This is a genomic window from uncultured Caldilinea sp. (assembly GCF_937128415.1).
Lineage (GTDB): Bacteria > Chloroflexota > Anaerolineae > Caldilineales > Caldilineaceae > Caldilinea.
This window is the reverse complement of sequence record NZ_CAKZMJ010000093.1, coordinates 1-23,277: the sequence shown is the minus strand read 5'-3', so window position 1 is coordinate 23,277 and position 23,277 is coordinate 1. Positions and strand designations below refer to the sequence as shown.

At 61.1% G+C, this 23,277-nt stretch carries 24 protein-coding genes; 15 read left to right on the top strand and 9 right to left on the bottom strand.

The window, feature by feature from the left end; genetic code table 11:
• Together Q0367_RS17485 and Q0367_RS17480 are read right to left on the bottom strand one after the other, a co-directional pair.
• Positions 1–654 (bottom strand): MerR family transcriptional regulator, encoded by a 654-nt coding sequence (locus tag Q0367_RS17485; protein WP_297638170.1) that lies wholly within the window; start codon positions 652–654, stop codon positions 1–3.
• Positions 655–724: 70 nt separating this feature from the next.
• Positions 725–1,054: a hypothetical protein gene (locus tag Q0367_RS17480; protein WP_297638173.1), complete on the bottom strand. Its 330-nt coding sequence runs from the start codon at positions 1,052–1,054 to the stop codon at positions 725–727.
• A gap of 148 nt (positions 1,055–1,202) precedes the next feature.
• Between Q0367_RS17480 and Q0367_RS17475 the strand changes: the two genes are divergently transcribed.
• The 4 genes from Q0367_RS17475 (at position 1,203) to Q0367_RS17460 (ending at position 6,924) form a co-directional block, all read left to right on the top strand.
• Complete coding sequence (locus Q0367_RS17475; RefSeq protein WP_298983817.1) at positions 1,203–2,735, top strand: hypothetical protein; 1,533 nt, start codon at positions 1,203–1,205, stop codon at positions 2,733–2,735.
• A gap of 304 nt (positions 2,736–3,039) precedes the next feature.
• Positions 3,040–4,845, top strand: coding sequence for a peptide ABC transporter substrate-binding protein (locus Q0367_RS17470; protein WP_297638179.1), 1,806 nt, complete (start codon positions 3,040–3,042; stop codon positions 4,843–4,845).
• Between the two features lie 108 nt (positions 4,846–4,953).
• Complete coding sequence (locus Q0367_RS17465) at positions 4,954–5,970, top strand: ABC transporter permease (protein ID WP_297638182.1); 1,017 nt, start codon at positions 4,954–4,956, stop codon at positions 5,968–5,970.
• A 63-nt stretch (positions 5,971–6,033) separates the two neighbouring features.
• Positions 6,034–6,924 (top strand): ABC transporter permease, encoded by an 891-nt coding sequence (locus Q0367_RS17460; protein WP_297638185.1) that lies wholly within the window; start codon positions 6,034–6,036, stop codon positions 6,922–6,924.
• Positions 6,925–6,948: 24 nt separating this feature from the next.
• Here Q0367_RS17460 and Q0367_RS17455 read toward each other — a convergent pair whose 3' ends face one another.
• From Q0367_RS17455 to Q0367_RS17445, 3 genes are all read right to left on the bottom strand, one after another.
• A complete protein-coding gene (locus Q0367_RS17455) occupies positions 6,949–7,704 on the bottom strand; it encodes a serine hydrolase (protein WP_298983816.1) in 756 nt (251 codons plus the stop codon).
• A complete protein-coding gene (locus Q0367_RS17450; protein WP_298983814.1) occupies positions 7,611–8,573 on the bottom strand; it encodes a hypothetical protein in 963 nt (320 codons plus the stop codon). Before Q0367_RS17450 ends, Q0367_RS17455 begins: the two co-directional genes overlap by 94 nt.
• A gap of 187 nt (positions 8,574–8,760) precedes the next feature.
• Positions 8,761–9,444, bottom strand: coding sequence for a histidine phosphatase family protein (locus Q0367_RS17445; protein WP_297638191.1), 684 nt, complete (start codon positions 9,442–9,444; stop codon positions 8,761–8,763).
• A gap of 354 nt (positions 9,445–9,798) precedes the next feature.
• On the opposite strand from Q0367_RS17445, the gene argC reads away from it, so the two are divergent.
• From argC to Q0367_RS17425, 4 genes are all read left to right on the top strand, one after another.
• The gene (gene argC, locus Q0367_RS17440; RefSeq protein WP_298983811.1) at positions 9,799–10,830 is read left to right on the top strand and encodes an N-acetyl-gamma-glutamyl-phosphate reductase; all 1,032 of its coding nucleotides are present in this window, start codon (positions 9,799–9,801) and stop codon (positions 10,828–10,830) included.
• 31 nt (positions 10,831–10,861) lie between these two features.
• Positions 10,862–11,653, top strand: coding sequence for an acetylglutamate kinase (argB, locus tag Q0367_RS17435; protein ID WP_297638197.1), 792 nt, complete (start codon positions 10,862–10,864; stop codon positions 11,651–11,653).
• Between the two features lie 90 nt (positions 11,654–11,743).
• Positions 11,744–12,970, top strand: a complete 1,227-nt coding sequence (locus Q0367_RS17430) for an aspartate aminotransferase family protein (RefSeq protein ID WP_298983809.1) — start codon at positions 11,744–11,746, stop codon at positions 12,968–12,970.
• Between the two features lie 85 nt (positions 12,971–13,055).
• A complete protein-coding gene (locus Q0367_RS17425; RefSeq protein ID WP_297638203.1) occupies positions 13,056–13,652 on the top strand; it encodes a GNAT family N-acetyltransferase in 597 nt (198 codons plus the stop codon).
• Here the strand turns inward: Q0367_RS17425 and Q0367_RS17420 are convergent.
• From Q0367_RS17420 to rraA, 3 genes are read right to left on the bottom strand one after another with little or no spacing between them, the layout of a single operon-like run.
• Positions 13,649–14,380 carry an IS1096 element passenger TnpR family protein gene (locus tag Q0367_RS17420; protein WP_298983807.1) on the bottom strand — a complete coding sequence of 244 codons (732 nt, stop codon included), beginning with the start codon at positions 14,378–14,380 and terminating at the stop codon, positions 13,649–13,651. The genes Q0367_RS17425 and Q0367_RS17420 overlap by 4 nt on opposite strands.
• Complete coding sequence (locus Q0367_RS17415; protein WP_298983805.1) at positions 14,380–14,931, bottom strand: DUF1349 domain-containing protein; 552 nt, start codon at positions 14,929–14,931, stop codon at positions 14,380–14,382. Before Q0367_RS17415 ends, Q0367_RS17420 begins: the two co-directional genes overlap by 1 nt.
• A gap of 49 nt (positions 14,932–14,980) precedes the next feature.
• Positions 14,981–15,463 carry a ribonuclease E activity regulator RraA gene (gene rraA / locus Q0367_RS17410; RefSeq protein WP_297638212.1) on the bottom strand — a complete coding sequence of 161 codons (483 nt, stop codon included), beginning with the start codon at positions 15,461–15,463 and terminating at the stop codon, positions 14,981–14,983.
• 127 nt (positions 15,464–15,590) lie between these two features.
• Here rraA and Q0367_RS17405 point away from each other — a divergent pair, with 127 nt between their 5' ends.
• On the top strand, positions 15,591–16,136 hold the full coding sequence (locus Q0367_RS17405; protein WP_298983803.1) for a pyridoxamine 5'-phosphate oxidase family protein: 546 nt from the start codon (positions 15,591–15,593) through the stop codon (positions 16,134–16,136).
• An 82-nt stretch (positions 16,137–16,218) separates the two neighbouring features.
• Here the strand turns inward: Q0367_RS17405 and Q0367_RS17400 are convergent, their stop codons facing one another.
• Positions 16,219–16,659 (bottom strand): Hsp20/alpha crystallin family protein, encoded by a 441-nt coding sequence (locus Q0367_RS17400; RefSeq protein WP_297638218.1) that lies wholly within the window; start codon positions 16,657–16,659, stop codon positions 16,219–16,221.
• 341 nt (positions 16,660–17,000) lie between these two features.
• On the opposite strand from Q0367_RS17400, the gene Q0367_RS17395 reads away from it, so the two are divergent.
• From Q0367_RS17395 to Q0367_RS17370, 6 genes are all read left to right on the top strand, one after another.
• Positions 17,001–17,957, top strand: a complete 957-nt coding sequence (locus Q0367_RS17395; protein WP_298983801.1) for a GDP-mannose 4,6-dehydratase — start codon at positions 17,001–17,003, stop codon at positions 17,955–17,957.
• A 68-nt stretch (positions 17,958–18,025) separates the two neighbouring features.
• A complete protein-coding gene (locus tag Q0367_RS17390) occupies positions 18,026–18,724 on the top strand; it encodes a queuosine precursor transporter (RefSeq protein ID WP_297638224.1) in 699 nt (232 codons plus the stop codon).
• A gap of 56 nt (positions 18,725–18,780) precedes the next feature.
• Positions 18,781–19,881 (top strand): permease, encoded by a 1,101-nt coding sequence (locus tag Q0367_RS17385; protein ID WP_298983799.1) that lies wholly within the window; start codon positions 18,781–18,783, stop codon positions 19,879–19,881.
• A 54-nt stretch (positions 19,882–19,935) separates the two neighbouring features.
• Positions 19,936–20,688, top strand: coding sequence for a TIGR03943 family putative permease subunit (locus Q0367_RS17380; RefSeq protein WP_298983797.1), 753 nt, complete (start codon positions 19,936–19,938; stop codon positions 20,686–20,688).
• Positions 20,689–20,763: 75 nt separating this feature from the next.
• Positions 20,764–22,158 carry an Ig-like domain-containing protein gene (locus tag Q0367_RS17375; protein WP_298983795.1) on the top strand — a complete coding sequence of 465 codons (1,395 nt, stop codon included), beginning with the start codon at positions 20,764–20,766 and terminating at the stop codon, positions 22,156–22,158.
• 283 nt (positions 22,159–22,441) lie between these two features.
• Positions 22,442–23,277, top strand: an 836-nt coding sequence (locus Q0367_RS17370) for a hypothetical protein (RefSeq protein ID WP_298983793.1), incomplete at its 3' end; no start/stop codon positions are given.

Here is a 23,277-nt window from a genome sequence, read left to right as displayed (position 1 = left end):
TCACCACCAGCCGCGTTTCTTTTGCTGGTTCTGCCGTTGAAGCTGAATGAGCTGGGCGATCTGCTGCTGCTGCGCGGCGACGGTGTTCTCCAGCGCGCGCAGGCGACTTTCCAGCCGCTCTTTGCGCGTCTCCTCGCGACGCTGGTACTCGGCCAGCGCGCGCTCCAGCTCCAGCATCCGCTCGCGCAGTTTGCGGTTTTCTTCCTTGAGATTAAAATTGTCCTGCACGACGACGCCGATCATTTCGCGCACGGTCGACTGACTGTTGAGCACCGTCTGCTGGCTGTTGGCGATGGCGCTGAGGATGTCGCCCAACGCCTGAGGAAGCAAGGCGGCCTTCCCTTCGACCAGCTGTCGCGCCTGGTCGGTGCTCAAAGCAACCGCCGCAGATTCATCGGAAACGATGCGTTTGGGCGTCAATTGTGCGTTGATCTGGTCGTCCTGCAATCCCTGTTCCAGCAGCTTCTGCACCGTGATCAGAGCGGCGACGTCGGCGCTGGTGAAACGGGGCGGCTCCGCTCTGGCGGCAGGGCTGAGCAGCTGTGCAAAGCGGCGAATCCAACTGCGCAGCACCTCAGGCGTCACCTGAAAATGGTAGGCGACCTCTGTGAACGTATAGGATGCTTCCTGCGCATTGGTGCGATCGTTGTTCATTCGCGCTGTGGCGAGCCTGCAGGCCGGCGACTGTCGTGATCTGCCATGGATGAATGACTGACAGGTCTGGCTACTCGATGATGCGCCAGGTGGTGTCGATGACTGTTTCGTCTCCCTCCTGCGCCGACGTTTCTCGCTCCTGACGTTGCTGGCGTTCGAGCGCTTCCGAGGCCAATTTGACGAACAGCATCAGAGCGCCGATCAGGATCGCCACGTCGTCAAACGGCAGGCCGGGCATCAGGTCGATGGGCCAAAACCAATAGAGCGCCGCCGCCACCGGCAACATCAGTTTCAACGAAGTCGGCACGCGAGGATCAAAGAGCAACTGAATGGCGCGCCCCATCTGCTGCAGAAAGCCGACGCTGTTGGCGCCCGAGGAGCGATTTGCGTATTGCGACATTTTCATTCCCTCCTGAATATGCTACGCTATGCAGTATACCGGATTTGCCTGGAATTGTGAATTGTTGTTCATATACGGCGTATGGACGCTTTCCAACCAAAATTTGAGCTGAGCTTGAATTTCGTGCAAGACGCATTCTGACGCCTCCATGCCTACGACCGCCCAGATGTTGGCCGAATATCCGGACATTCTGTTGCACGCGCTGGCGGAGATGCGCGGGGCGCTCATCGAGAGCGCCGAGACGCGTGAACAGGCCATCGACCTGCTCGCCGCCCAGTTGACCGATCCCACCTCGGTGCAGATGGCCTATCAGGAGATGGTGGACTATGCGCCGCAGGTGAAGGACGCCATCCAGATGTTGCTGCGCGCGCACGGAGAAGTCGTCGAGGCGCAGTTCAGCCGGGAGTTTGGCGCCATCCGCCAAATGGGGCCGGCCAGGCTGGAGCGGGAGACGCCCTGGCTGTATCCGGAGAGCGTCGCCGAACTGTTGTACTACAACGGCTTGATCGGTCGCGCCTTCAAGGGCGCCGGTCAACATGCGCATACGATCATCTACATTCCCAGCGACGCAGCGCCCTGGCTTCCTCATCCTCAGAGCGACCTGACGACCGGGCTGCCGCTCAAGTCGTCGCCGCCGCCCTCTCCCTCTCGCACCCTGCTCGCCGACGACGCCTTCTTGCAGGACGCCGGCACGTTGCTCGGCTTTCTGTACAACGAACGGCTGCGCCTCACCTCCGCCGGCCCTCATCCCGAAGACGTCGATCGCCTGGTGCAACGCCTGCAAATTCCGTTCAACAACGGCGACGCCGACCTCAACGTGCGCCTTGCGCTGCTGCTTCACGTCGCCAACCGCCTTGGCTGGCTGCGCCGCGAGGGCGAGCTGATCCAGTTGACGCAAAATCCGGTGGCCGCCTTTTTGGAAAAGACGCGCGCTGAACAGCGTCGGATGCTTTTCGATGCATGGCGCAACTCGCCGGACTGGAATGATCTTTGCCGCACGCCGGAGCTGGAGTGTGTGGAAGCCGGCCTGTGGCAAAACGACCCTCTGCAAACGCGCAGCGCAATTCTTCGACTTTTCGGCTGCCTGCAGCCAGGCGCATGGTATCTCCAATCCAATCTCCTGGAGGCGATTCGAGCCGCCGAGCCTGACTTTCAGCGCCCAACCGGCGACTACGAGACCTGGTACATCCGTAAGAGCAGTACGCAGGAGTTTCTCAAAGGTTTCGAGCGCTGGGATGAGGTCGAAGGCGCGCTGCTGCGTTTTTTGATCCGTGGGCCGCTGCACTGGCTGGCGGCGCTCGATCTCGCCGAGCCGGGCGCCGGGCGGGACCTGTTGTTGTCGCTGAGCGCCTGGGGAGCGCAGTGGCTAGGCCACGATTCCCCCGCCCCCGTTGAACAAGTGCATAATCAAGTCATCCTCAAGGAAGATTTCACCGTGACGCTGGAGAGCGGCGTCTCGCTGGCCGACCGTTTCCGCGTCGAACGCTTTGCGCAATGGCGACAGAGCTATCCACTCTTTGTGTATCAGATCACACAGCGCAGCCTGAAGCGGGCGGCGGAGCGCGGCATCACCGGCGCGCGCATTGCGCGCTTTTTGCGCGAACGCTGTCGAAATGCGCCTCCTCGCGTGATCGCCGCCATCGAACGCTTCGATCTTTCGGAAAAAGTGCAGGCGTCGTGAACGCCTCTTGGATCAAGCGCTTTGAACCAAACAGCCATCTTTCGGCGCCGACAAATCTGTGAATTTTCAGATTTTTTGAACATTGACAATCATTGCAAAAGCGGATACGATTACCTGCGCTCGCCCATAGTACAAAATCTTCCATTTCGGTCAAGTCAATAGCAGCCAGCGACGGCGTGACATTCTATGCATTTTTGGCGGCGCGTCTTTTTCACCTCTCTGGAGAGTGGATTCTCTTTAGAGGGTGAATTGACAGATTGTTTGTATTGCATTCCCTTTGTTCATGCAATCACAAGGAGAGAGTATGAAACACCCACGATTATGGCGAATGAATCATCTGTTCTTTCTTCTTGCGCTGCTGGCAATCATTTTTGCCGCCTGCGCTCCCCCTGCTGCAGCGCCTACGGCCGGAGAACAGCCAGCCGCTCCGGCTGCAGCAGGTTTGCCCCCAGAGCCGGGCAGAGGCACCGACGGCGAGTTGGTGCTGGTGTACTGGCAGGAGGTCTCGATTCTCAATCCCTATCTGGCCTCTGGCACCAAAGACTTCCACGGCGCATCGTTGATTCTAGATCCGTTGCTTGAGTTTAATGAGAACGTAGAGCTGGTGCCGGTGCTCGCCGAAGAGGTGCCCACGCTGGAAAACGGGGGCGTCTCTGAAGATCTGATGAGCATCACCTACAAGCTGCGACCGGGCATCCTTTGGTCTGACGGCACGCCTTTGACTGCTGAGGACGTCGTTTTCACCTGGGAGTATTGCGCCGATCCGGCCACAGGGTGCACTGTGCAGAACTTCGTCGGCGTCGCCAGCGTCGAGGCGCTTGATGAACTGACCGTCCGCGTCAATTTCACCGATCCCACGCCCTATCCGTATACGGCCTTCGTCGGCTATCTCTCGCCGATCATCCAAAAAGCGCAATTCCAGAACTGCAAGGGCGAGGCGGCGCAGGCCTGCTCGGAGCAGAACACCAATCCGATCGGCACAGGCCCGTACAAGGTGGCGGAGTTCCGCGCCAATGACACCGTCGTCTATGCGGTCAACGAAAACTATCGGAACCCCAACCAGCCGCATTTTGCCCGCGTGATCATCAAGGGCGCTGAGGATGCCTCGGCGTCGGCGCGAGCTGTTTTGGAAACGGGCGAGGCGGACTATGGATGGAACCTGCAGGTGGAGCCGGCGGTGCTGCTTGATATGGAGGCCAAGGGCAAAGGCACAATTATGTCCGCCTTCGGCGCAAATGTCGAGCGCATCCTCATCAACTTCACCAATCCTGACCCGAATTTGGGGGAGAAGCGCTCCCTGTGGACGCCGGAAGATCCCAATCCGCATCCCTTCCTCACCGACATCAACGTGCGCAAGGCGCTGTCGATGGCCATTGACCGGAACATCATCGCCGAGCAGCTATATGGCCCCGGCGGCAAGCCGACTTGCAATCTGCTGGCCGGTCCGCCCGCCGTCGCCTCAACCAATAACGACGCTTGCTTGCAGCAAGACATCGAAGGCGCCAATAAGCTGTTGGACGAAGCCGGCTATCTGGACTCGAACGGCGACGGCATCCGTGAAACGCCCGACGGCGTTCCGCTCAGGATTCTCTATCAGACTTCAACCAATGCCGTGCGCCAGAAGACGCAGGCGCTCATCCAGCAATGGTGGAAGCAGATCGGCGTTGAAACGGAGCTGAAGAACGTCGAGGCGGCGGTCTTCTTCGGCGGCGATCCGGCCAGCCCTGACACGTACAACAAGTTTTATGCCGATGTCGAAATGTTCACCAACGGCCCTGACAACCCTGATCCGCAGCAATATCTGGCGAACTGGTTGTGCGACGGCGGCGCCAACATCCCCAGCCCTGCCAACAACTGGGGCGGCAGCAATGTCGAGCGCTGGTGCAGCGAAGAATACGACGCACTCTTCGCCCAGCTGCGCACCGCAACGGGCGAGGAGCGCAACCGGCTGGCGATTGCGCTGAACGACATGCTGGTGCAAAACTACGTGGCGATTCCGCTCGTCTTCCGCGCCTCCGTCTCTGCGTATTCCAACACGCTGAGCGGGCCGAACATCAGCGGCTTCGAGACAGAGGAGTGGAACATCGAGACCTGGCATCGGGTGCGCTAATTCCCCCTGTGAGAGGACTGAGAGGGCAGGTCAGAAAGCTGGCCTGCCCAGCCTTTGGCTTCGTTTTCGTTGGCTTGAAACATCTCTTGGAGAGGATGCGAGGATCTCGTGGGTCAGTATATCTTGCGCCGAGTGCTCACAGCGATTCCCACGCTATTCTTCATCAGCTTTGTCATCTTTGCGCTGCTGGCGCTTTCGCCCGGCGACCCAACCGCCAATCTGCCGCCCAGTCTGCCGATGGAGATCAAATTGCGCGTGCGCGAAGCATTGGGGATGAACCAACCCATGCCGGTGCGCTACGTGCGCTGGCTGCAGCAATTTATGGTGAATGAGCCTCTGAACGCGCTTGAAAAGGCGACGGGCATCCGGATCGGGGACTCGGAAAATCGGCTGCGCATTACTTCCTGGACTGCGCGCGGCAAACCCGTGATCGATCTTATCATCGAGCGGCTGCCCCAGACGCTGTGGGTGGTGGGACTGGCGTATGTCATTGCCGTGCTGATTGCCGTGCCTTTGGGCGTGTTCTCTGCTTATAAGCAAAACTCTCTATTCGACCAGATTGCCAGCGTCATTGCCGTGATCGGCTTTTCGTTGCCCACGTTTTTCACCGGCGTGCTGGTGATTCAGTTCTTTGCGGTGCGCCTTGGGTGGTTCCCGACGCTGTACAATACGACGTTGCGCGTCACAGATTGGGGAACGTTCATAGAGCAATTGCGCCAGATGGCGATGCCGGTCTTTGTACTCGCCTTCTTCCAAATCGCAACGATCAGCCGCTTTGCCCGCTCCTCGGTCATTGAAAATTTAAGAATGGACTATGTGCGAACGGCGAGGGCCAAAGGGCTGACGGAGAAAGCCGTGGTCACGCGCCATGTGGTTCGCAACAGCCTGATTCCTGTGGTGACGCTGGTGGCATTGGGCATCCCCGGCATCTTCGGCGGCGCCATCGTCACCGAGCAGATTTTTGCGGTCAACGGCATCGGACAACTGTTGATCCTCTCCATTCAGAGCAATGATCTGCCGGTTGTGCAGACTGTGTTGGTGATCTTTTCCGTATTGGTGATTGTGTTCAATCTGATTGCAGACATCCTGTATGGGATTCTCGATCCGCGCATTCGCTACAGTTAAACAGGTGCAACTGAATCCATGAGCATTACCGCCGATAGCGCTTCAACCAGCATCAGACTGGCTTTGGCAGATAAACGCAAACATCGAACCTTATGGGGCGATGCATGGGTGCAGTTTCGTCGCAATCGCGTCGCCGTTTACGGGCTGCTCCTTTTGTTGCTGATCATCCTTGCCATCTTGTTGGGCCCGTATATCTATCGAGTCGATCCCCGAGCAATCAATATTCTGGAATCAAGCGCGCCGCCTTCTGCGTCTCATCCCTTTGGAACCGATGATCTTGGCCGCGATATTTTAGCGCGCTGTCTGTACGGCGGGCGCATTTCTCTGGCTGTAGGGCTGGTTTCGATGGCGATCGCCATGACCTTCGGCGCCGTCATCGGTCTGCTGGCAGGGTACGTTGCTCGACTGGACAATCCGTTAATGCGCTTCACCGATATGATGCTTACGCTGCCGCAAATCCCATTGTTGTTGGTGGCGATGTCTCTGTTCCGAGACCCGATGCGAATGCGCTTTGGTCTGGAGATGGGTGCATTTATTATGGTGGTCAGCGTGATCGGCCTGTTCGGTTGGATGCCTACGGCGCGTATGGTGCGCGGCCTGGTGCTTTCCCTGAAGCAAAAAGAGTTTATCGAGGCGGCCACCAACATCGGCGTGCGCAGCGGGGGCATTATGGTGCGCCACATTTTGCCGAATACGTTCGGCATCATTATCGTCGCCTCTACGCTTTCGGTGGCCAGCGGTATTTTGACGGAGTCAACGCTCTCTTTCCTCGGCCTGGGGTTTCCGCCTGATGTGCCGACATGGGGCAGCCTTCTGTACGAAAATCGCAACTACATGATCAAAGCGCCTTGGATGGTGCTTTTCCCAGGCCTGTTGATTTCGTTGACGATTCTCTCGATCAACATCATCGGCGACGGCCTGCGCGACGCGCTCGACCCGCGCCAGCGCCAGTGACATGGTTTTCCTGCACGTAAAGATTCACTGCGCTGAAGGATTCGCCGCCGACGCCGCGTACTCCTGCGCAACTTTCACGTAGCCGGGCGGCGGCGTCAACACAGGCGGCGCGCCCGCCTCTGGCCCACCCTGGCTGCGCTGGAACTCGAAGAACTCCCACACGATGCGGCTGAGATCGGCCACCGACTGGTTGGCCACCTCCCAGCCGACGAGGCCTGGATTGAAGACAAAGACGCTGATCACATAGGGACCCGTCGGCCCCCACACCAGGGCGACGTCCCCCTGTTGCGCCGGCGACATGCCGTGGCGATGGACGATCCAGCGTTCGTCCCATTGCGGCAAGCCGCGCCAGATGGGAGAGCGTAGCTCGTTGTGCGTCATATAGAACAGAATCGTGGCGCATTCCTCCGGCGTGAGCGTCTCCGGATAGCGTTGACGCAGCGGGCCGGCGTCCTGCGTGCATGCGTAGATGGCGGCCAGCAGCGTCGCCATGTCATCGGGTGTGGTCTGCATGTTGGCGTCGGGCCGCGTATTCGGACGCTCGCGCTGGTTGGAAGGCGTCCGGATCGGCGCTTGGGCGACGCCGCCAAACTCACCTTGGATGAAGGTGTTCTCCAGCCCCAGGCTGCGCACGAAGGCGGTCAGTCGCTGCGCGCCGAGCGCAATGCTGCCGTCGCCCAGCCAGCTTAGCGCCTGGTTGGCCGCCTCGTTGGGGTCTTTGCCCAGCGCCAGGTCGAGCCACTGACCGACCTGTTGAGCTTCGGGATCTTCTGCGGCCACGCCGTTCGGAGCTTTTCCATCACTGCGGCGGCCAGCGCCACGCGCAACACCGCCATCGCCGAGAAAGCGGCGTCGCCGTCCACATGAGCGCTCTCTCCGTGCGGAAGGTCGATGATGCTCACAGCCGTGAAGGCGGGATAGTCGTCGAGCAGCCGCGTCAGCTGTGGCTCCAGATCGCGCATCGTCGGCATCGGCGGCGGAATCTCGCGCGCCGCCAGCTCGACTTCGCGCGCGCTGTGGCTGGTCAGCCCTGCAAGGATGCGTGCGACGCTGGCGTCGACGTCGATCTCATAGCCAGGCGCGCCGGGCGTCCACTGCAGCCCACGGCGCGGCTGCGGCACGGTGGCGGGATAGACCGGCGTAGGCGTGGCCGGCGCATCGGCGTTCGCCTCAGCGTCAACGACGCGCGCGGCGATGGGCGCGGTGTTGAGCTGCAGAGCAAGCTCCTCCACCCAGGCGCGCAGCCTGGCTTCGTCGATCGTGTAGCGCACCGGCACGTTGCGCACCTGTTGCGGCAGTCCTATCGCCTCGCGCACGGCGATGTCCACGAATTCCCAGCCGGCAAGATAGCGTTCGGCGTCGGCCACCATCTGGTCGAAATCGACCTGAAAGCCGAAGTCGTCGGGGTCGAGCATGAAGAGCCGATTCTGAAAACGCACGCCGATCAGATCGTGATAGATCGGATCGAGATGGGCGCGGATCTCTTCGACCGTCTTCAGTCCGGTGACGTCGACGCCGCCCAGTCGCACGCCCGGCGGCACCGGCGCCGCCGCCTGTTTATAGTGGCTGTACAGGGGAAAGAGCGCAAGAACGCCGACCAGGAACAGTGTAAAATAGATGAAACGTGTGGAAGGAAGACGACGGCGCATGACCAACGTTCAACATCGGGTGGGAGATGCTTCATACAAAACCTTGCTTTTTTCAAGCACTTCTTTGCGGAAGAACAAGCGCGTCTGCATTTCTTGCCAGAAATTTTATCATGCTGATGAAACGAATCGAATTCGGCGGCTTCCATCACGATCGGCTTATCAAGCCAATGCACCCTCATCAAGCCTTTCATCGGGTCCGATCGTTGCGTTGTTCAGAACTATATGCCGGGACGACATCTGTCACCGCCTCCGGCGGCAGATGGCTGATGTCGTTGATGGACTCCGCGCGCCAGCGCTCCCCATCCCACACCAGCTCGGAGACCGCGCAGTTGTGAGGGTCCCAGCGGATCCAGTCGCCGCTGCGATCGCCGACCCAGGCGTCGAGCACGCAGCTGATGATGCCGCCGTGGGTGACCAACACGATGCGTTGGCCGGGGTGGCGTTCGGCGAGGCTTTGCACGGTTTCGATGGCGCGTTTGCCGAAACTGGCGGGCGACTCTCCATTGGGGGGAGCAAAGGTCGGGTCCTGCGCCCAGCGCTGCCAGAGCTGTTCGTTCTCCATGAGGTCGCGAAACGTGCGCCCTTCCCAGTCGCCGATGCTGAACTCGCGCAGCCCCTCCTCGACGATCGGCTCCATGCCCAGCGCCTCGGCGATGGCGGCGGCGGTGCTGCGCGCCCGCGGCAGCGGCGAGACGTAGAGGGCGTCCACCGGCTCCTGCTCGCGACGGCGACGGAAGCGCTCGCCGGTCGCCTGCACCTGGAGGCGTCCGCGTTCGGTGAGCGGCGCATCGAGCGCGCCGTACCAGCGTTGCTCATGATTGGCGGTCGTTTCGCCGTGTCGCACCAAAATCACGCGCGTTTCTTTCGTCATGCTTCCCCTTTTCTTTTTGTCCCAAATCTCTATGTTCTCTACACCCTCTATCGTTGCCATTCCATCACTTTGGATGGGGTCTTGCTGTAAAAAACTTCACAACGGATTGACACCGCTTGGTGTGCATGTTACACTGTGCGCATGATGTCGCCAAAGCGTCTGATCAACTTTTCACCATGCGCCAGGTTGTGCAGGAAGGCCTCCGGATGAGAGCCATCTGGGACTTTATGCGCGGCGCGAGCTAACAGGACGCTCGGACTTGCCAGATAAAGCTCTCCAGATGGGGAGCTTTTTTGTTTGCCCAAAAAATTTGCATCGGCTCAAAGTTGCAATGTTCCTACGAGAGGCGAGGAGATGATCAAAGCGGGCGTCGCCGGCGCCACCGGCTATACGGGCATTGAACTGGTGCAGTTGTTGCATCGTCATCCGCATGTTGAAATTGGCTGGATCACCAGCGCCAGCAGCGCAGGCAAACGCTTGTGCGACGTGCATGCAGTCCCCTGGGAGTATCCGCTGATTGCGCTAGAGGAGGCGTACGCGCGCGCGGGCGAAGTCGACGTTGTTTTTCTCTGTCTGCCGCATGGTCAGTCGATCGAACCGGCGCGTCGTTTCGCCGCAAGTGGCCTTTGCGTCATCGACCTCAGCGCCGACTTTCGTCTCGGCCATCCCGAAGCGTATCGCCGCTGGTACGGCATGGAGCACCCGGCGCCGGAGCTGCTGCCCCAGTTCGTTTACGGTTTGTGCGAGGTGAATCGGGCGCAATTGCGCAAGGCGCGCCTGATCGCCGTGCCGGGATGTTATCCCACCACGGTCAACCTGGGGCTGTATCCGCTGGCGAAGGCCGGCTGGCTGGAAGAACGCGTGATCGTCGACAGCAAGAGCGGGGTGAGCGGCGCCGGACGCACCCTCAAGACGCCCTATCTGTTCGTTGAAGCCAATGAGAACATGACGCCCTACAACATCGGCTATCGTCATCGCCACATCGCCGAGATGGAGATGGTGCTCAACGCGGCTTCGCCCAACGGCGGCTATCGCTTCACCTTTTCGCCGCATCTTCTGCCGGTGAATCGCGGCATTCTCAGCACGATGTACGTGCGTGTGCCGAGCGGCGTCACCGAGGCGCAGGTGCGCGACCTCTATGAGGAAACCTACGCCGGCGAGCCGTTCATTCATCTGCTGCCCGCCGGCCAGCAGGCTTCGCTGCGCCACACGGTGCACACCAACCGCTGCGCCATCAGCATCACGCCGGAGCTGCCCGACGATCCGACCTGTCGCGACCTGATCATCGTCGCCACCGAAGACAATCTGATCAAAGGCGCCAGCGGACAGGCGGTTCAATGCATGAACCTGGCGTTGGGATTCCCAGAGACGGCCGGGCTGTTGTGAGTGGCATTTTTTGTGAATTCAAACAGGGTGAATGCGAGAAGAGATGAACCACGAGGAGCGCTACATCGTCGTCCTGAAAGTGGGCGGCAACGAGCTGGACGATCCGGATTTTCTGTTTGGGCTGGTCAACGCAGTGAAGGCCGTTATGGCGGAGGGGCATCACCCGGTGATTGTGCATGGCGGCGGCAAGGCGGTGACCGATCTTCAGGCGAAGTTGGGGCTGAAGGAGCAGCGCATCGAGGGGCTGCGCGTCACCAGCGACGCCGACATGGATGTGGTGGAAATGGTGTTGAGCGGGCTGATGAACAAGCGCATCGTGCGCGCGCTGGTCAACGCGCACATCCGCGCGGCGGGCTTCAGCGGCGTCGACGACGGCACGCTCTACGTCGAAAAAATGTGGCACCCCTTCGGCGACCTGGGGCGCGTCGGCGAGGTGCAGGACGTCGACGATCATCTATTGCGCACGCTGATCGCAGCGGGCATTGTGCCTGTGATCAGCCCGGTGAGTTTTGGCGCGCTCGACGCGCTCAGCTATAACGTCAACGCCGATCACGCCGCCACCGCCATCGCCGCCAAGCTCGGCGCCATCAAGCTCGTCTTCATCAGCAACGTGCCGGGCATCTTGGTCGCCGGTCGCGTCGTGCGCGCCGTGACGGCGGAGCAGGCGGAGGAATGGATCGAGGAGGGCATCATTTTCGGCGGGATGATTCCCAAGGTGCGCAGCGCCATCGAGGCGGTGCGCAACGGCGTGGCGCAGGCGGTCATCACCAACCTCGCCGGCGTGCAAGACGGCACGGGCACCGGCGTGATCGGCAGTCGATAGAGTGCTCACCGCCGAAGTGTAGAGCTTTGAAGCATGGCGGCTCTGCGTTTCTTTGCGTGAAGTTTTCTCACCAAAGTCCAAGGAGGAGGCATGAACGCGCAGGAGGTCATTCAACTGGAGCAACAGCACGTGCTCGGCGTCTATGCGCGGGCGCCTTTTGTGCTGGAGCGAGGCGAGGGCAGCACGCTCTACGACACAGAAGGCCGCGCTTATCTGGACTGTGTGGCCGGCATCGCCGTCAACGCGCTCGGCTACAACGATCCGGGCGTCATGCAGGCGATGCAGGAGGCGATGGCGACAGGGCTGTTGCACGTGAGCAACCTGTATCACACTGCGCCGCACGCGCGGCTGGCCGCGCTGCTGTGCGAAACGAGCTTTGCGGACAAAGTGCATTTCTGCAACAGCGGCGCCGAGGCCAACGAAGGCGCGTTCAAATTTGCGCGTCGATACGGACGCGCGCACGGCGGCGAGGAGAAAGTCGAAATCCTGGCGTTCACCAATGCCTTTCACGGGCGCACGATGGGCGCGTTGGCCGCCACCCCGCGGCCCAAGTATCAAGACCCCTTCAAGCCGCTGATGCCCGGCGTGCGCTTCGCCGAATTCAACGACCTCGAGAGCGCTCGCCGACAGATGGACGAACGGGTCTGCGCCATCATCGTCGAGCCGGTGCAGGGCGAAGGCGGCGTCCATCCGGCGACGCCTGAATTTCTGGCCGGACTGCGAGCGCTGGCCGATGCGTACGATGCGCTCTTGATTTACGACGAAGTGCAGTGCGGCGTCGGTCGCACCGGCAGCCTGTGGGCGTATCAGGGCTACTGCAAGCAGGGGAACGGTGCAATCGACGAAAAAGGCTGCGCGTTTGAGCCGGACATCCTGACCGCGGCCAAGCCGCTGGCCGGCGGCCTGCCGATCGGCGCCATTCTGATGCGCCAGCGCGTGGCCGAGGTGATGCAAAAGGGCGATCACGGCAGCACCTTCGCCGGCGGCCCGTTGGTGACGCACGTTGCGCACCACGTGGTGAGCCGCATCTCGCAGCCCGACTTCCTGGCCGCCGTCGAGGCTAAGGGCAAGTTGCTGCGCGACCTGATCGAGGAGATCAACAGCCCGCACATCCGAGAAGTTCGCGGCAAAGGGTTGATGATCGGCGTCGAACTCGATATAGAAGCGGCGGAGGTGATCCAGCGAGGGTACAAAGAAGGATTGATCCTGGTCAATGCAGGGACGAACGTGCTGCGTCTGGTGCCGCCGCTCGTGATCACCGAAGCGGAAATTCACGAGGTGGTTGAACGTCTGACGCGCGCCTTGCAGCCCGCGTGACGCCTCAGCGTGGGGTGCGAATGGATGAGAGGATTTGTCGTCGTTGAGGAACGTCGTTGTTGGGGAATGTGTAGAGGAACAGGGAATGCCCATCATCATTCAACCGGCTGAAGAGTCGCATGTGCTCCCCATCACCGAGCTGGTGAATCTGTTTGCGGCGGAGAACTTAATGCTGCCGCGCACCGAAGAAAGCGTGCGTCAGACGCTGGCGGACTGGCTCGTGGCCGTCGATCCGGACGCCGGCCCGAACGATCCGCCGATTTTGGCGTGCGGCGCGCTGGTGCCTTTGACCGAGACGCTGGTCGAGCTGCGTTCGCTGGCGGTGCATCCCAGCCAGCAGGGCAAGGGACTGGGCGGCCACATGGTGAACCATCTCGTGCAGATGGCGCGCGAGCGCGGCTATCATCAGATCTGTGCGCTGACGCTGCGCGAACAGTTCTTTGTGCGGCTCGGCTTCGAGCCGGTCGATCGCTGGAGCATCAGCCCCAAGGTGTGGCAGGCGTGCATCTATTGCCCCAAATTCCATCGCTGCGACGAGGTGGCGGTGATCATGAACCTGGTCGAAAACCCGCAGACGGCGGCGCATCCTCTGGCGAGACCGGCGGGTTGGAATACGCTGCTCAGATGGAGCGAGTGGCAGCCGCTCAAGCTGGCTTACAGGCAAAAGCAAGCAGAGATTTAATAGGGCGGGCGGGCCGGCCCGTTGTACTTGCAGCGTCCGGTGCGCGGGGAGTTGTAGCGCAGGCGAGGGCCGCCGTAAAGCGTGCAGCCGTGCGTCTTAGCGTGGGCCGCGCACAGGTAGCAGGCCGGCTCCCCGCGTTCGTAGTAACATTGCATGCAGATGTGCGTCGCCGGCTCCCCGCATTCGACGCACGCAAAAGCGGGCAATTGGTTGCGCGCCATCAACGTCACCGGTTTGGCGGAAAGCGGCTTGCCCGTGCGCTCGGCGACGACTTCGATTTTTAGTTCGGTGGGGGAGCCGAAATCGTATTCATATTTGCCCTTCAGGCCGGGGCGCAAGACGTCGCCGAGCCGGGTCGTCAGGCTCTTCTGATCACCGATGGCGAAGAAGCCGTCGATGAGCTCCTGATAGCGGGTGCTGCCGAAGACGAAGTGGCTTATGTGGCCGCAACAATCGACCCAAATGGCGCGCAGATAGGCGTCCAGGTCTTGCAATGTGGCGCTTGCGGGCGTCTCCAGGTGAAGCCAATAGCGCCCATCGACGGCGTCGCGCACGACGATGTGATAGAGCGGCTGTGTCTTGCGTTTGCTGGCCTCCGCCTTTTCGATGGCGGCCTGGCGCGCGGCGCAGCTCGTCAGGTGTTTGAGCATGGCGGAGGCTGCTACTTCCTGCTCGCAGAAGGCGCAGACGCCCTTGGAGCCACTTTTTGAAGCATGTGCGCGCGCCATCAATGATCCTCCGCCGCCAGAGGCGCAACGGTGAATTCTTCAAAGACGGCGTCAAAACCGCCGCCGTCAGGCGCTGCGCACATCACGCCGACCATCGCCTCGTCGCCGGGGAGCAGGTAGGCGATGCGTAGAAGCGTATAGTCGGCGCCGTCCAACGAGTAGAAAATTTCCACGGCCTCCGCCTTGCGGATCAGCCGCAGCCAGATCGACGGCGGGTTTTGCGGCAACGGCGCCACCGACCAGTCGGAGAAATCGTTGGTGACGACGGCGCTCACAAATTGCTGCCCGTGTACATATTCGATCCCTGTTTTCAGCCAGTGTTCCGCATCGAGGCGCACCATCAGGCCGGCCTGGTCGTACAAATCTCGATACGCGCCGGTCACCTTGACGGACGCGGTGAAGTCGCCCTGCACCCTCTCGTAGTAGACATGGCCGTTGTCGCGGATGAAGCCGTAATGGGTCTTGCGCCAGAAGTCGGTGCCGGGGTCGGCATGGACGTGAATGGCGCCCGCTTCCACCTGCCAGCGTTTGGGTTCATTCAACCACTGCATTCAGCACGGAGTCCTTTCTTATTTGATTGTGATCAAAATGAACGTACAGCTAGGCAGCCAGCTCCCGTTCGGAGACGACGATGCCATCGCCGTCTGCATACAGCATATGACCGGGCTTGAAGGTCACGCCGGCGAAGGTGACATCGACGTTGACGGCGCCGGCGCTGCGTTTTTCACTGCGTCGTGGATGGGCGGCCAGCGCTTTGACGCCGAGCGGGAGCGTCGCCAGTGTCTGCGCGTCGCGCACGCAGCCGTTGACGACCACGCCCGCCCAGCCGTTCTGCACCGCCAGCCGCGCCAGCTGGTCGCCGAGTAGGGCGCAGCGCAGCGAGCCTCGGCCATCGATGACCAGCACACGGCCCAACCCCGGCTGCGAGAGCTGGTCGCGCACGGCGCTGTTGTCTTCGTTGGCGTCGACGGTGACGATCGGGCCGTGAAATGCAATCACGCCGCCGAAGTCGCGAAAGATCGGCTCGACCACCTGCACCTGATCGGCGTACTGGTCGCAAAGATCGGCGGTTGCGTAGCTCATGTGGAGCGTCCTTTCTTGCTGTTGTTGATATGGCATCTTATCATTGCTCATACGCGTTTGACCATTTTTCACGCCGGTTTCTTTTCGCATCGGTTTTCATCTTTTTACACAAAGCGCAGAGAGGGAGATGGCTAAATTCTACAACGCGCTCACGCCGGAGCTGCGTTCGTTCATCGAGGCGCAGCATGTTTTCTTCGTCGCCACCGTTGCGGAGAACAGCCGCATCAATTTGTCGCCGAAGGGAATGGACTCCCTGCGCGTGCTGGATGAGCGCACGGTGGCCTACCTGGATCTCACCGGCAGCGGCAATGAAACCGCAGCGCATCTCAAGGCCGACGGCCGCATCACACTGATGTTCTGCAGTTTCGACGCCGCCCCGCGCATCTTACGATTATATGGGCGTGGGCGCTTAATTCTGAAGAACGACCCGACCTGGTCGGAAATGATCGCTCGTTTTCCTGCGTTGCCGGGCGCGCGTCAGATCGTAGTGATGGACGTGCACTCGGCGCAGACCTCCTGTGGGTTCGGCGTGCCTTTTTATGAATTCAAGGGGGAGCGACCTGCCTTGATCGACTGGGCGCTGAAAAAAGGCGAAGCCGGGCTGGAAGAATATCGGCGAAAGCACAATCGTCTCAGCATCGACGGCTTGCCCAGCGATACAGTGGACGAATAGTCAGAGGCAAGGGAGCCGCCGTAAAAATAACAGGTCAGGGCGCCGGCGCCCTGACCTGTTAAGCAGAGAAGATTGGCTACGATTATTTGACCTGCACTTTGATCTGTTTGGGCTTGACGGCCTCGGCCTTGGGCACGCGCAGCGTCAGCACGCCCTGGCTATAGGTCGCCTCGATCTTTTCGGCGTTCACCGGCACGTTGAAGGTGATGCGTCGCTCGAAGCCGCCGTGGTAGAGCTCACGCTTGATGTAATCGACGCCCTCCAGCAGCGGCTGGAACTTGCCGCGGATCGTCAGGTCGTTGTCCGCCAGGACGATCTCGACGTCCTCGGGGTTGACGCCCGGCACATACGCCTGCACCACGAACGCATCCTGGGTGCTGTAGGCGTCGATCGGCAACCGCAGCATGCGCGTGGATTCAACCGCCTCTCCGGTCTCCTGCTCCAGCTCGCTCAGGCGGCGGCTCATGGCGTCGGCCATCTCGACAAAGTCGCGAATCATCTGGTTGTAGTTGTTGAAGCGCATCGTTCTCAACTCCTTTCTGTCTGTTGAGCAGACCCCCAATTGTTCCAACTCGGCCTGAATTGTTCGAATTTGGCGATGGCTGCTGTGCTCTGAATCGTGTGTTTTCTGAATCGTTGCCTCCACTATAGCGGTTTTATGTTAGAAGCGCGCGTGTGCTTTGTTATCAACAGATTTGTAGATTGTCAGCAAAGCGTTTGCGCGCCTCTACGGGTTGCAAAGTACGGAGACTTGGAGGCTTGAGCGGCTTGGGTTCGTCGCAGGAATCGTCTATACTGCTCGCTTGAATGGGGATTGCTCGCTTGAAAGGGGCGAGCGACAGACAAGCAGGAACGGATGAAATTGTGCGCGTTCTCTTGACAGGCATCGCCGGCTTCGCCGGCAGTTTTTTAGCCGAGCTGCTGGTGCGCGAGCCAGAGGTGGAGCTGCACGGTGTGGTGCATCGCCACGATCGGCGCATCGCGCACCTTGCCAACCGCATTCACCTTCATCGCGGCGACCTGCGCAACGCCGTATGGGTTGGCGAACTGATCGAACAGGTGCGGCCCGAGTACGCGCTGCACCTGGCGGCCTGGAGCGACGTAGGCGGAAGCTGGCATCATCCCTGGACCACCTATGAGCTCAACATTCAATGCCAACTGAACTTGCTGGAGGCGCTGCGGCGCTGGCAGCCGACCTGTCGCACGCTGGTGGTTTCCTCAAACGAGGTCTACGGCCTTGTGCAGCCAGAAGATTTGCCGATCGACGAGGAGACGCCTTTTCGCCCCAATTCCCCTTATGGCGTCAGCAAGATCGCGCAGGACATGATGGGGCTGCAATATTTCCACAGCCATCGCATGCCCATCATCCGGGCGCGCAGCTTCAACCATCTGGGGCCGGGGCAGGCCGACGACTTCGCCGCCAGCGCGTTCGCCCGCCAGATCGCCGAGATCGAGCTCGGGCTGCGCGAGCCGGTGGTGCGCGTCGGCAATCTCAACGCCGAGCGCGACTTCACCGACGTACGCGACGTCGTGCGCGCCTACTGGCTGCTGGTGCGACAGGGAGAAGCCGGCCTCTGCTATAACGTTGGCTCGGGGAAACCCTATTCAATTCGCTGGTTGCTGGAGACGCTGCTCGAACTTTCCTCCGCCCAGATCCGCGTCGAAGTTGATCCGGCTCGTTTACGCCCCAGCGACGTCCCCTGTTCTTACTGCGACAATCGTCGCCTCGTGCAGGCCACCGGTTGGCGCCCGGAGATCGACCTGCGCACTGCGCTGCGCGATCTGCTCGACAGCTGGCGCGCCCAACTGCGCAAAGCATAAAAGGCCCCCCAAAGACGCCAAAGTGGATAAAGCAACGATAGAAAGACCTGATACAGGAGAGATTTTGCGTGAGCGCTCAAAATGCCATCCCATTGCAGGGAACCAGACAGAACAGAGAGGGAGCCTCTGCGCCGCTCACCCTGGCGCTGACCCGCTCCGCCGTGGTGGTGATCGCCGTCTACATCGGCGCACAGATGTTGTCCGATTTCACCAGCCTCAAGATCGGCGTCGTCGCCGGCCTGGCGGTGGACATGGGCACGTTTATCTATCCCATCACCTTCACCCTGCGCGACGTGGCGCACAAGACGATCGGCAAACGCAACACCCAGACGCTGATCTGGATGGCGGCGATCATCAATCTGTTCGCTGCACTTTACATCTGGTGGGTGAGCAGCGTGCCCGGCGACCCGGCCTGGGGATTGGCCGCCGAATGGAGCGCAGTCTTCAATCCGGCGCTGTTGGGGCGGATTGTCCTTGCTTCCATCGTGGCCGAGGTGGTGAGCGAGTTGGTGGACACGGAGATCTATCACTGGTTTGTGACGCGCATCACGCGGCGCTATCAGTGGGCGCGCGTGCTCGTGAGCAACAGCGTCAGCGTGCCGATCGACAACTTGATTTTCGCCGTCGGCGCATTCGGCGGCGTCCTGCCCTGGAGCGTCGTCGGTGAAATTTTCCTCTTCAATCTCTTGTTGAAATATGCAGTGACGCTGGTCAGCATGCCGCTGATTTATGTGACGCGCGACCGGGATTGGAGCGAGGCCGAGTAGACACGCCGATCGCGCATTCTTTGTGAACGGCGCAAAATGGCATAGAATTTGCGGCTATGATTGTGGAACGACCGAAAGCCGCATCGCCGGTCGAAACGCCTTCGCCGGCGCGTGCATCTGAACGCCGCGTGCGTCTGATGCGTTGGGGCTTGACCCTGGTAGTGGTCGCTGCAGCCTTTGCGGCCATCTTTTCCGATGCGTTGCGCGGCGGGGGCGCAGTCTATCTCTATCAGCGCGTTCAGACCTTCGTCACGATTTTTCTGGGCATTTTCATCGAGGCGGTTCCCTTCCTGATCGCCGGCTCGATTGTCTCCGGCCTGATCGCCGTCTTCGTCGATCAGGCGGCCATCGACCGCTATCTTCCCAAAGCGGCGTTGCCGGCCGCTCTGGTCGGCGGCGGCATGGGCATGGTCTTTCCGGTCTGTGAATGCGGCGTGGTGCCCGTGGTGCGGCGTCTCTACGAGAAAGGCCTGCCGCTTTCGATCGGCGTCGCTTTTTTGCTGGCGGCGCCCGTGGTCAACCCGATCGTGATCCTGAGCACCTACAGCGCCTTCGGCTGGGGGCCTGTCTTTGTTGGGCGCATCGTTTTCAGCTTCCTGATCGCCGCCGTCGTGGGTTTTCTCTTCGGTCGCGCGCAGCCGGAAGAAGTGTTGCGGCCGGCTGTGTGCCAGTTGCATCACGATGCGTCCCATCCCGTCCACAGCCACGAGCACGATCACAGCCACTATCTCCCCAACGCTCCGTTGGGACTGCGCTTTCGACAGGCGTTCAACCTGGCCGGCGACGATTTCTTCGACATGGCCCGCTATCTCATCCTCGGCTCCATGCTCGCCGCCGGCATGCAGACGCTTGTGCCTCAGAGCACGCTGCTGGCGATTGGGCAGGGGCCGGTGATCTCGGTGCTGGCGATGCAGGCGCTGGCCTTTGTGCTTTCGGTCTGTTCAACGGTGGATGCGTTCCTGGCGCTGGCCTTTGCAGGCACCTTTACGACCGGTTCGGTGCTCGCCTTCCTGGTCTTTGGCCCGATGGTCGACATTAAAAGCTCGTTGATGTTCCTGGGCGTCTTCCGGCGCCGCATCGTGGTCTACCTGATCGCGCTGCCGATGTTGTTGTCGCTGCTGATGGGCGTCTGGTGGAACCTGAACGTGCGTTGGTAGGGTGACCGCGCTTGCAACTTGAGAAGGGTGCAGGCGCGTTGGAGGATTTGTGCAATGGATGTGTTGAATCGTCCAAGATTTCAAAATGCGCTCAAAGCGCTGGCGCTGTTGGCCATGGCCGTCTTTCTCTACACGCGCCTCGCCAGCGGCGTGCTGTTCTTCTACATCAATCAGCGCTTCATGGCTTATACGATCTTCGCCATCGTCGGGCTGGTGGTGGTGGCCCTCAGCTATCGCCCGATGGCGCGTCGAGACGAAGCCGACGGCGCTCTTCACAGCCATCATCGGCTGGGTTGGGCGGGGTTGGCGATCGTGATGGCGCCGGTTGCGCTCGGGCTGTTGGTGCCCCCTCAACCTCTGGGCGCGGCGGCGATGCAAAATCGGGAAATTAACGTTGCGTCGCAGGCGCGCTCCGCCCTGCCGGCGGCCGTGCGCGCCGCTGCGCAGAAAGACGCCGCCGATCGCAACCTGCTGGACTGGCTGCACGCCTTCTCCGCCTCGCCGAATCCGGCTCAAGAGTTCGCAGGCCAGCCGGTCGACGTGATCGGCTTCATTTATCACGACGAGCGCCTGGGCGAAAACGAAGTGCTGGTTAACCGCTTCGTCGTCAGCTGCTGCGTGGCCGACGCCAGCGTGGTCTCGATGGTCGTGCGTTGGCCCGACGCCGCCTCACTGCCCGACGATGCGTGGGTGCAGGTGAAGGGGGTCCTGCAGCCCGGCGAGTTTAACGGAAGGGCGCTGCCGATCGTGGTCGCGCAAGAAGTGATCCCCACCGCGCTGCCCAATCAGCCGTATCTCTACCGGTGAGATATTTTGGCCGTTTGAAAATCGCTCGATGGACTCTCGACAGAACGCAACCGGGCGTTGCGTGCAATTTTTACGGTGAATGCTCAATCTCGCATCAGTGCATTTGACCTGACGGTGTTCGGCGTCGTGAGCGCCATCCTTGTGACGCTCGGCGTGGTCATCTGGCGCGGGGATCAGATCGGCCTCCAGGTGGTGGCGGTCGCGCCCGCCGACGACAGCGCTGGCGTTTCCACGCGCAGCCAGATCCGCATCGCCTTCGATCAGCCTCTGGCCCAGGACGCTGCGTCGGCGCAGCTGGCGCTCGATCCTCCTGTCGAAACGGAGGTGCGCGTCGACGGCAGTCAACTGATCTTCACGCCGAAAGCGCTCCAACCGGATACGCTGTACACAGCTCGACTGGAGGCCGGCGTGCGCAGCGCAACCGGGCATGCGCTGCACACGCCCTATGTCTGGCGCTTCACGACCGGGCGACTTCAGGCGCTTTTCACCCGCTCCGTCGATGGTAGAGAGCAGCTCTTTGTCGCTCCGGTTCCCGTTGAGGCGAAGGACGCCGATGCGCAGCCCAGGCAGCTCACCTCCAGCGAAGGCGGCGTCTGGGATTTCGCCGTCTCCCCTGTAGATGCGCGCATCGCCTTTTCAGCGCTGACGGAGACAGGGGGAAGCCATCTTTGGCTCATGGCGCCCGGCGGCCAGCCGACGCTGTTGCTTGACTGCGGCGACGACTTCTGCAGCAGCCCTTCCTGGTCAAACGACGGCGAGCTGCTGCTCTTTGCTCGCCGCAGCGCCAGCGATTACGCCGCCGCCGCCGTGAGTCCGCCCAGGCTCTCCATCATGCATGTGGCCAGCGGCGAGCGGGCGCCGGTCTTTCGCGACAGCCAGAAGCTCGGCTTTGAAGCGCGCTGGTCCTCCGACAATCGCTGGATCACCTATCTTTCGCCGGATTTCATCGGCATTGGCGTCTATAATCTCGAGAGCGGGGAAGAGCGCTTCTATCCGACGCAGGCGGGCGAGGCGGCACCCTGGCAGCCAGGGCGAATGCGTTTCGCCATGAATCAGGAGCGCATGCTCGGCGACCGCAGCGCCATTCATCTCTTTCTAGTCGATCCAATCGCCGACGAGCGTATCAACCTGAGCGGCGAGGACGCCAGGGTCGAAGACGGCGCGCCGGCGTGGTCGCCCGACGGGGAGTGGCTGGCCTTTCGACGCAACATCACCGAAGGCCCCAATGCCACGCTCACCAAGCAGCTTTGGCTCATGCGCAGCGACGGAAGCGAGGCTCGCCCGCTAACGATGGACCCTGACATCGATCACGGCCCGCCGACATGGTCGCCGGATGGGCGATATTTGCTCTTTCACAAGTTTCCGATCAAAGGGCCGGACATTGTGATTTCGGTGTGGGTGATGGAAGTCGCCAGCGGGAAGCAATGGCAGGTCGTCTCCCCAGGACAATTCCCGCTTTGGCTCCCTTGACGAGGAGCTTCTCGATAAAAACGCACTGGCGAGATGCAGAGAGCGCAATGAGCGCAATGCGCAGGGGCCCTGGACGCGCTGCGTCTCACCGATGGAACACCCTTCAGGAGGGCAAACTCGTTATGGCGTAGGGAACGCGTTGTATTCGGTGTGGTTTTCGTCTTCTGATATAATGAGAGTTCCGGGCGACCGCCCATGCGATGAGCCGCTTCGCATGGGCGGTATTCTTGGCGGAGGGAATCGGCGGGCAAGGCGACAGAGCCGATTCATAGGTGCAAAGGCAATGAATCCACCACAACTCAGCGCTCCAGGGACAGAGCCGCCGACATCGTATCCAACGCAACGCGTCGCTCCAGGCCAGCCTCTTTGGAGACGGTTGCTGGCAAGCTGGCGAACGGCGCAGTTGCCCGCCGCCCAGGTGATGACTTCGGGCTTGCTGAATGCGCAGTTCTGGTCGGAAAACTCCTTCTGGAGACCGGCGGCGTTTTGGGCGGGCGTCGCCGGCGCGCTTTCGGCGGGTGCAACGCAAAACACGATCGACTGGCGAGCGCTGGCATTGGCGCTCTTGCTGGTCGATGTGCTTTGGGGAAGCGTCTGGCGTCTGGCTGGTGGACGGCGCCAACTGTTGCCGTTGCATCCCGGCGTTTTGCCGCGCGCCCCAATATGGCTGCCTTATCTGCAGCCGGGTTCGCCGGCCGCGCGCATTTTTTCCGGCGATCACAGCGATGTGTGGTCGCTCGCTTTTCATGTTGCGCTCCCGACGGTGCTGCTGGCCGCACTGGCGGCGGCGGTGCTCGGCATTGAGGCGCTTCTGTTGACCGCAACAGTGGCGCTTCTAGCCATCCTGGGATGGATCGCCCGCCACGCGCTGGAGGGGATTCCGCTGCTTCTGACCGCGCTGATCGCCATCGGGCTGCCCTGGGTGCTGGTGTTGCAGCAGATGACGCCGCAGGAGTTCGGAAGCAACTGGTCGCCGTTGGTCCTGGCGGCGTGTTGGGTCGTGCACTACTGGGGCGAAATGCGCATGCTGGCAAACAGCCGGGATGTCCTTGCCATAGTGTTGTTGGCGACGGCGGAGATCGGCGTCTGCGCTTTGTTAATTCTGATGCAGGCGCCGCT

Bases quoted from the DNA above. Each gene is read 5' to 3' on its own strand.
- Q0367_RS17485 (WP_297638170.1), bottom strand. From the start codon at position 654: ATGAACAACGATCGCACCAATGCGCAGGAAGCATCCTATACGTTCACA.
- Q0367_RS17480 (WP_297638173.1), bottom strand. From the start codon at position 1,054: ATGTCGCAATACGCAAATCGCTCCTCGGGCGCCAACAGCGTCGGCTTT.
- Q0367_RS17475 (WP_298983817.1), top strand. From the start codon at position 1,203: ATGCCTACGACCGCCCAGATGTTGGCCGAATATCCGGACATTCTGTTG.
- Q0367_RS17470 (WP_297638179.1), top strand. From the start codon at position 3,040: ATGAAACACCCACGATTATGGCGAATGAATCATCTGTTCTTTCTTCTT.
- Q0367_RS17450 (WP_298983814.1), bottom strand. From the start codon at position 8,573: ATGCGCCGTCGTCTTCCTTCCACACGTTTCATCTATTTTACACTGTTC.
- Q0367_RS17445 (WP_297638191.1), bottom strand. From the start codon at position 9,444: ATGACGAAAGAAACGCGCGTGATTTTGGTGCGACACGGCGAAACGACC.
- argC (WP_298983811.1), top strand. From the start codon at position 9,799: ATGATCAAAGCGGGCGTCGCCGGCGCCACCGGCTATACGGGCATTGAA.
- argB (WP_297638197.1), top strand. From the start codon at position 10,862: ATGCGAGAAGAGATGAACCACGAGGAGCGCTACATCGTCGTCCTGAAA.
- Q0367_RS17430 (WP_298983809.1), top strand. From the start codon at position 11,744: ATGAACGCGCAGGAGGTCATTCAACTGGAGCAACAGCACGTGCTCGGC.
- Q0367_RS17425 (WP_297638203.1), top strand. From the start codon at position 13,056: ATGCCCATCATCATTCAACCGGCTGAAGAGTCGCATGTGCTCCCCATC.
- Q0367_RS17420 (WP_298983807.1), bottom strand. From the start codon at position 14,380: ATGGCGCGCGCACATGCTTCAAAAAGTGGCTCCAAGGGCGTCTGCGCC.
- Q0367_RS17415 (WP_298983805.1), bottom strand. From the start codon at position 14,931: ATGCAGTGGTTGAATGAACCCAAACGCTGGCAGGTGGAAGCGGGCGCC.
- rraA (WP_297638212.1), bottom strand. From the start codon at position 15,463: ATGAGCTACGCAACCGCCGATCTTTGCGACCAGTACGCCGATCAGGTG.
- Q0367_RS17405 (WP_298983803.1), top strand. From the start codon at position 15,591: ATGGCTAAATTCTACAACGCGCTCACGCCGGAGCTGCGTTCGTTCATC.
- Q0367_RS17400 (WP_297638218.1), bottom strand. From the start codon at position 16,659: ATGCGCTTCAACAACTACAACCAGATGATTCGCGACTTTGTCGAGATG.
- Q0367_RS17385 (WP_298983799.1), top strand. From the start codon at position 18,781: ATGATTGTGGAACGACCGAAAGCCGCATCGCCGGTCGAAACGCCTTCG.
- Q0367_RS17380 (WP_298983797.1), top strand. From the start codon at position 19,936: ATGGATGTGTTGAATCGTCCAAGATTTCAAAATGCGCTCAAAGCGCTG.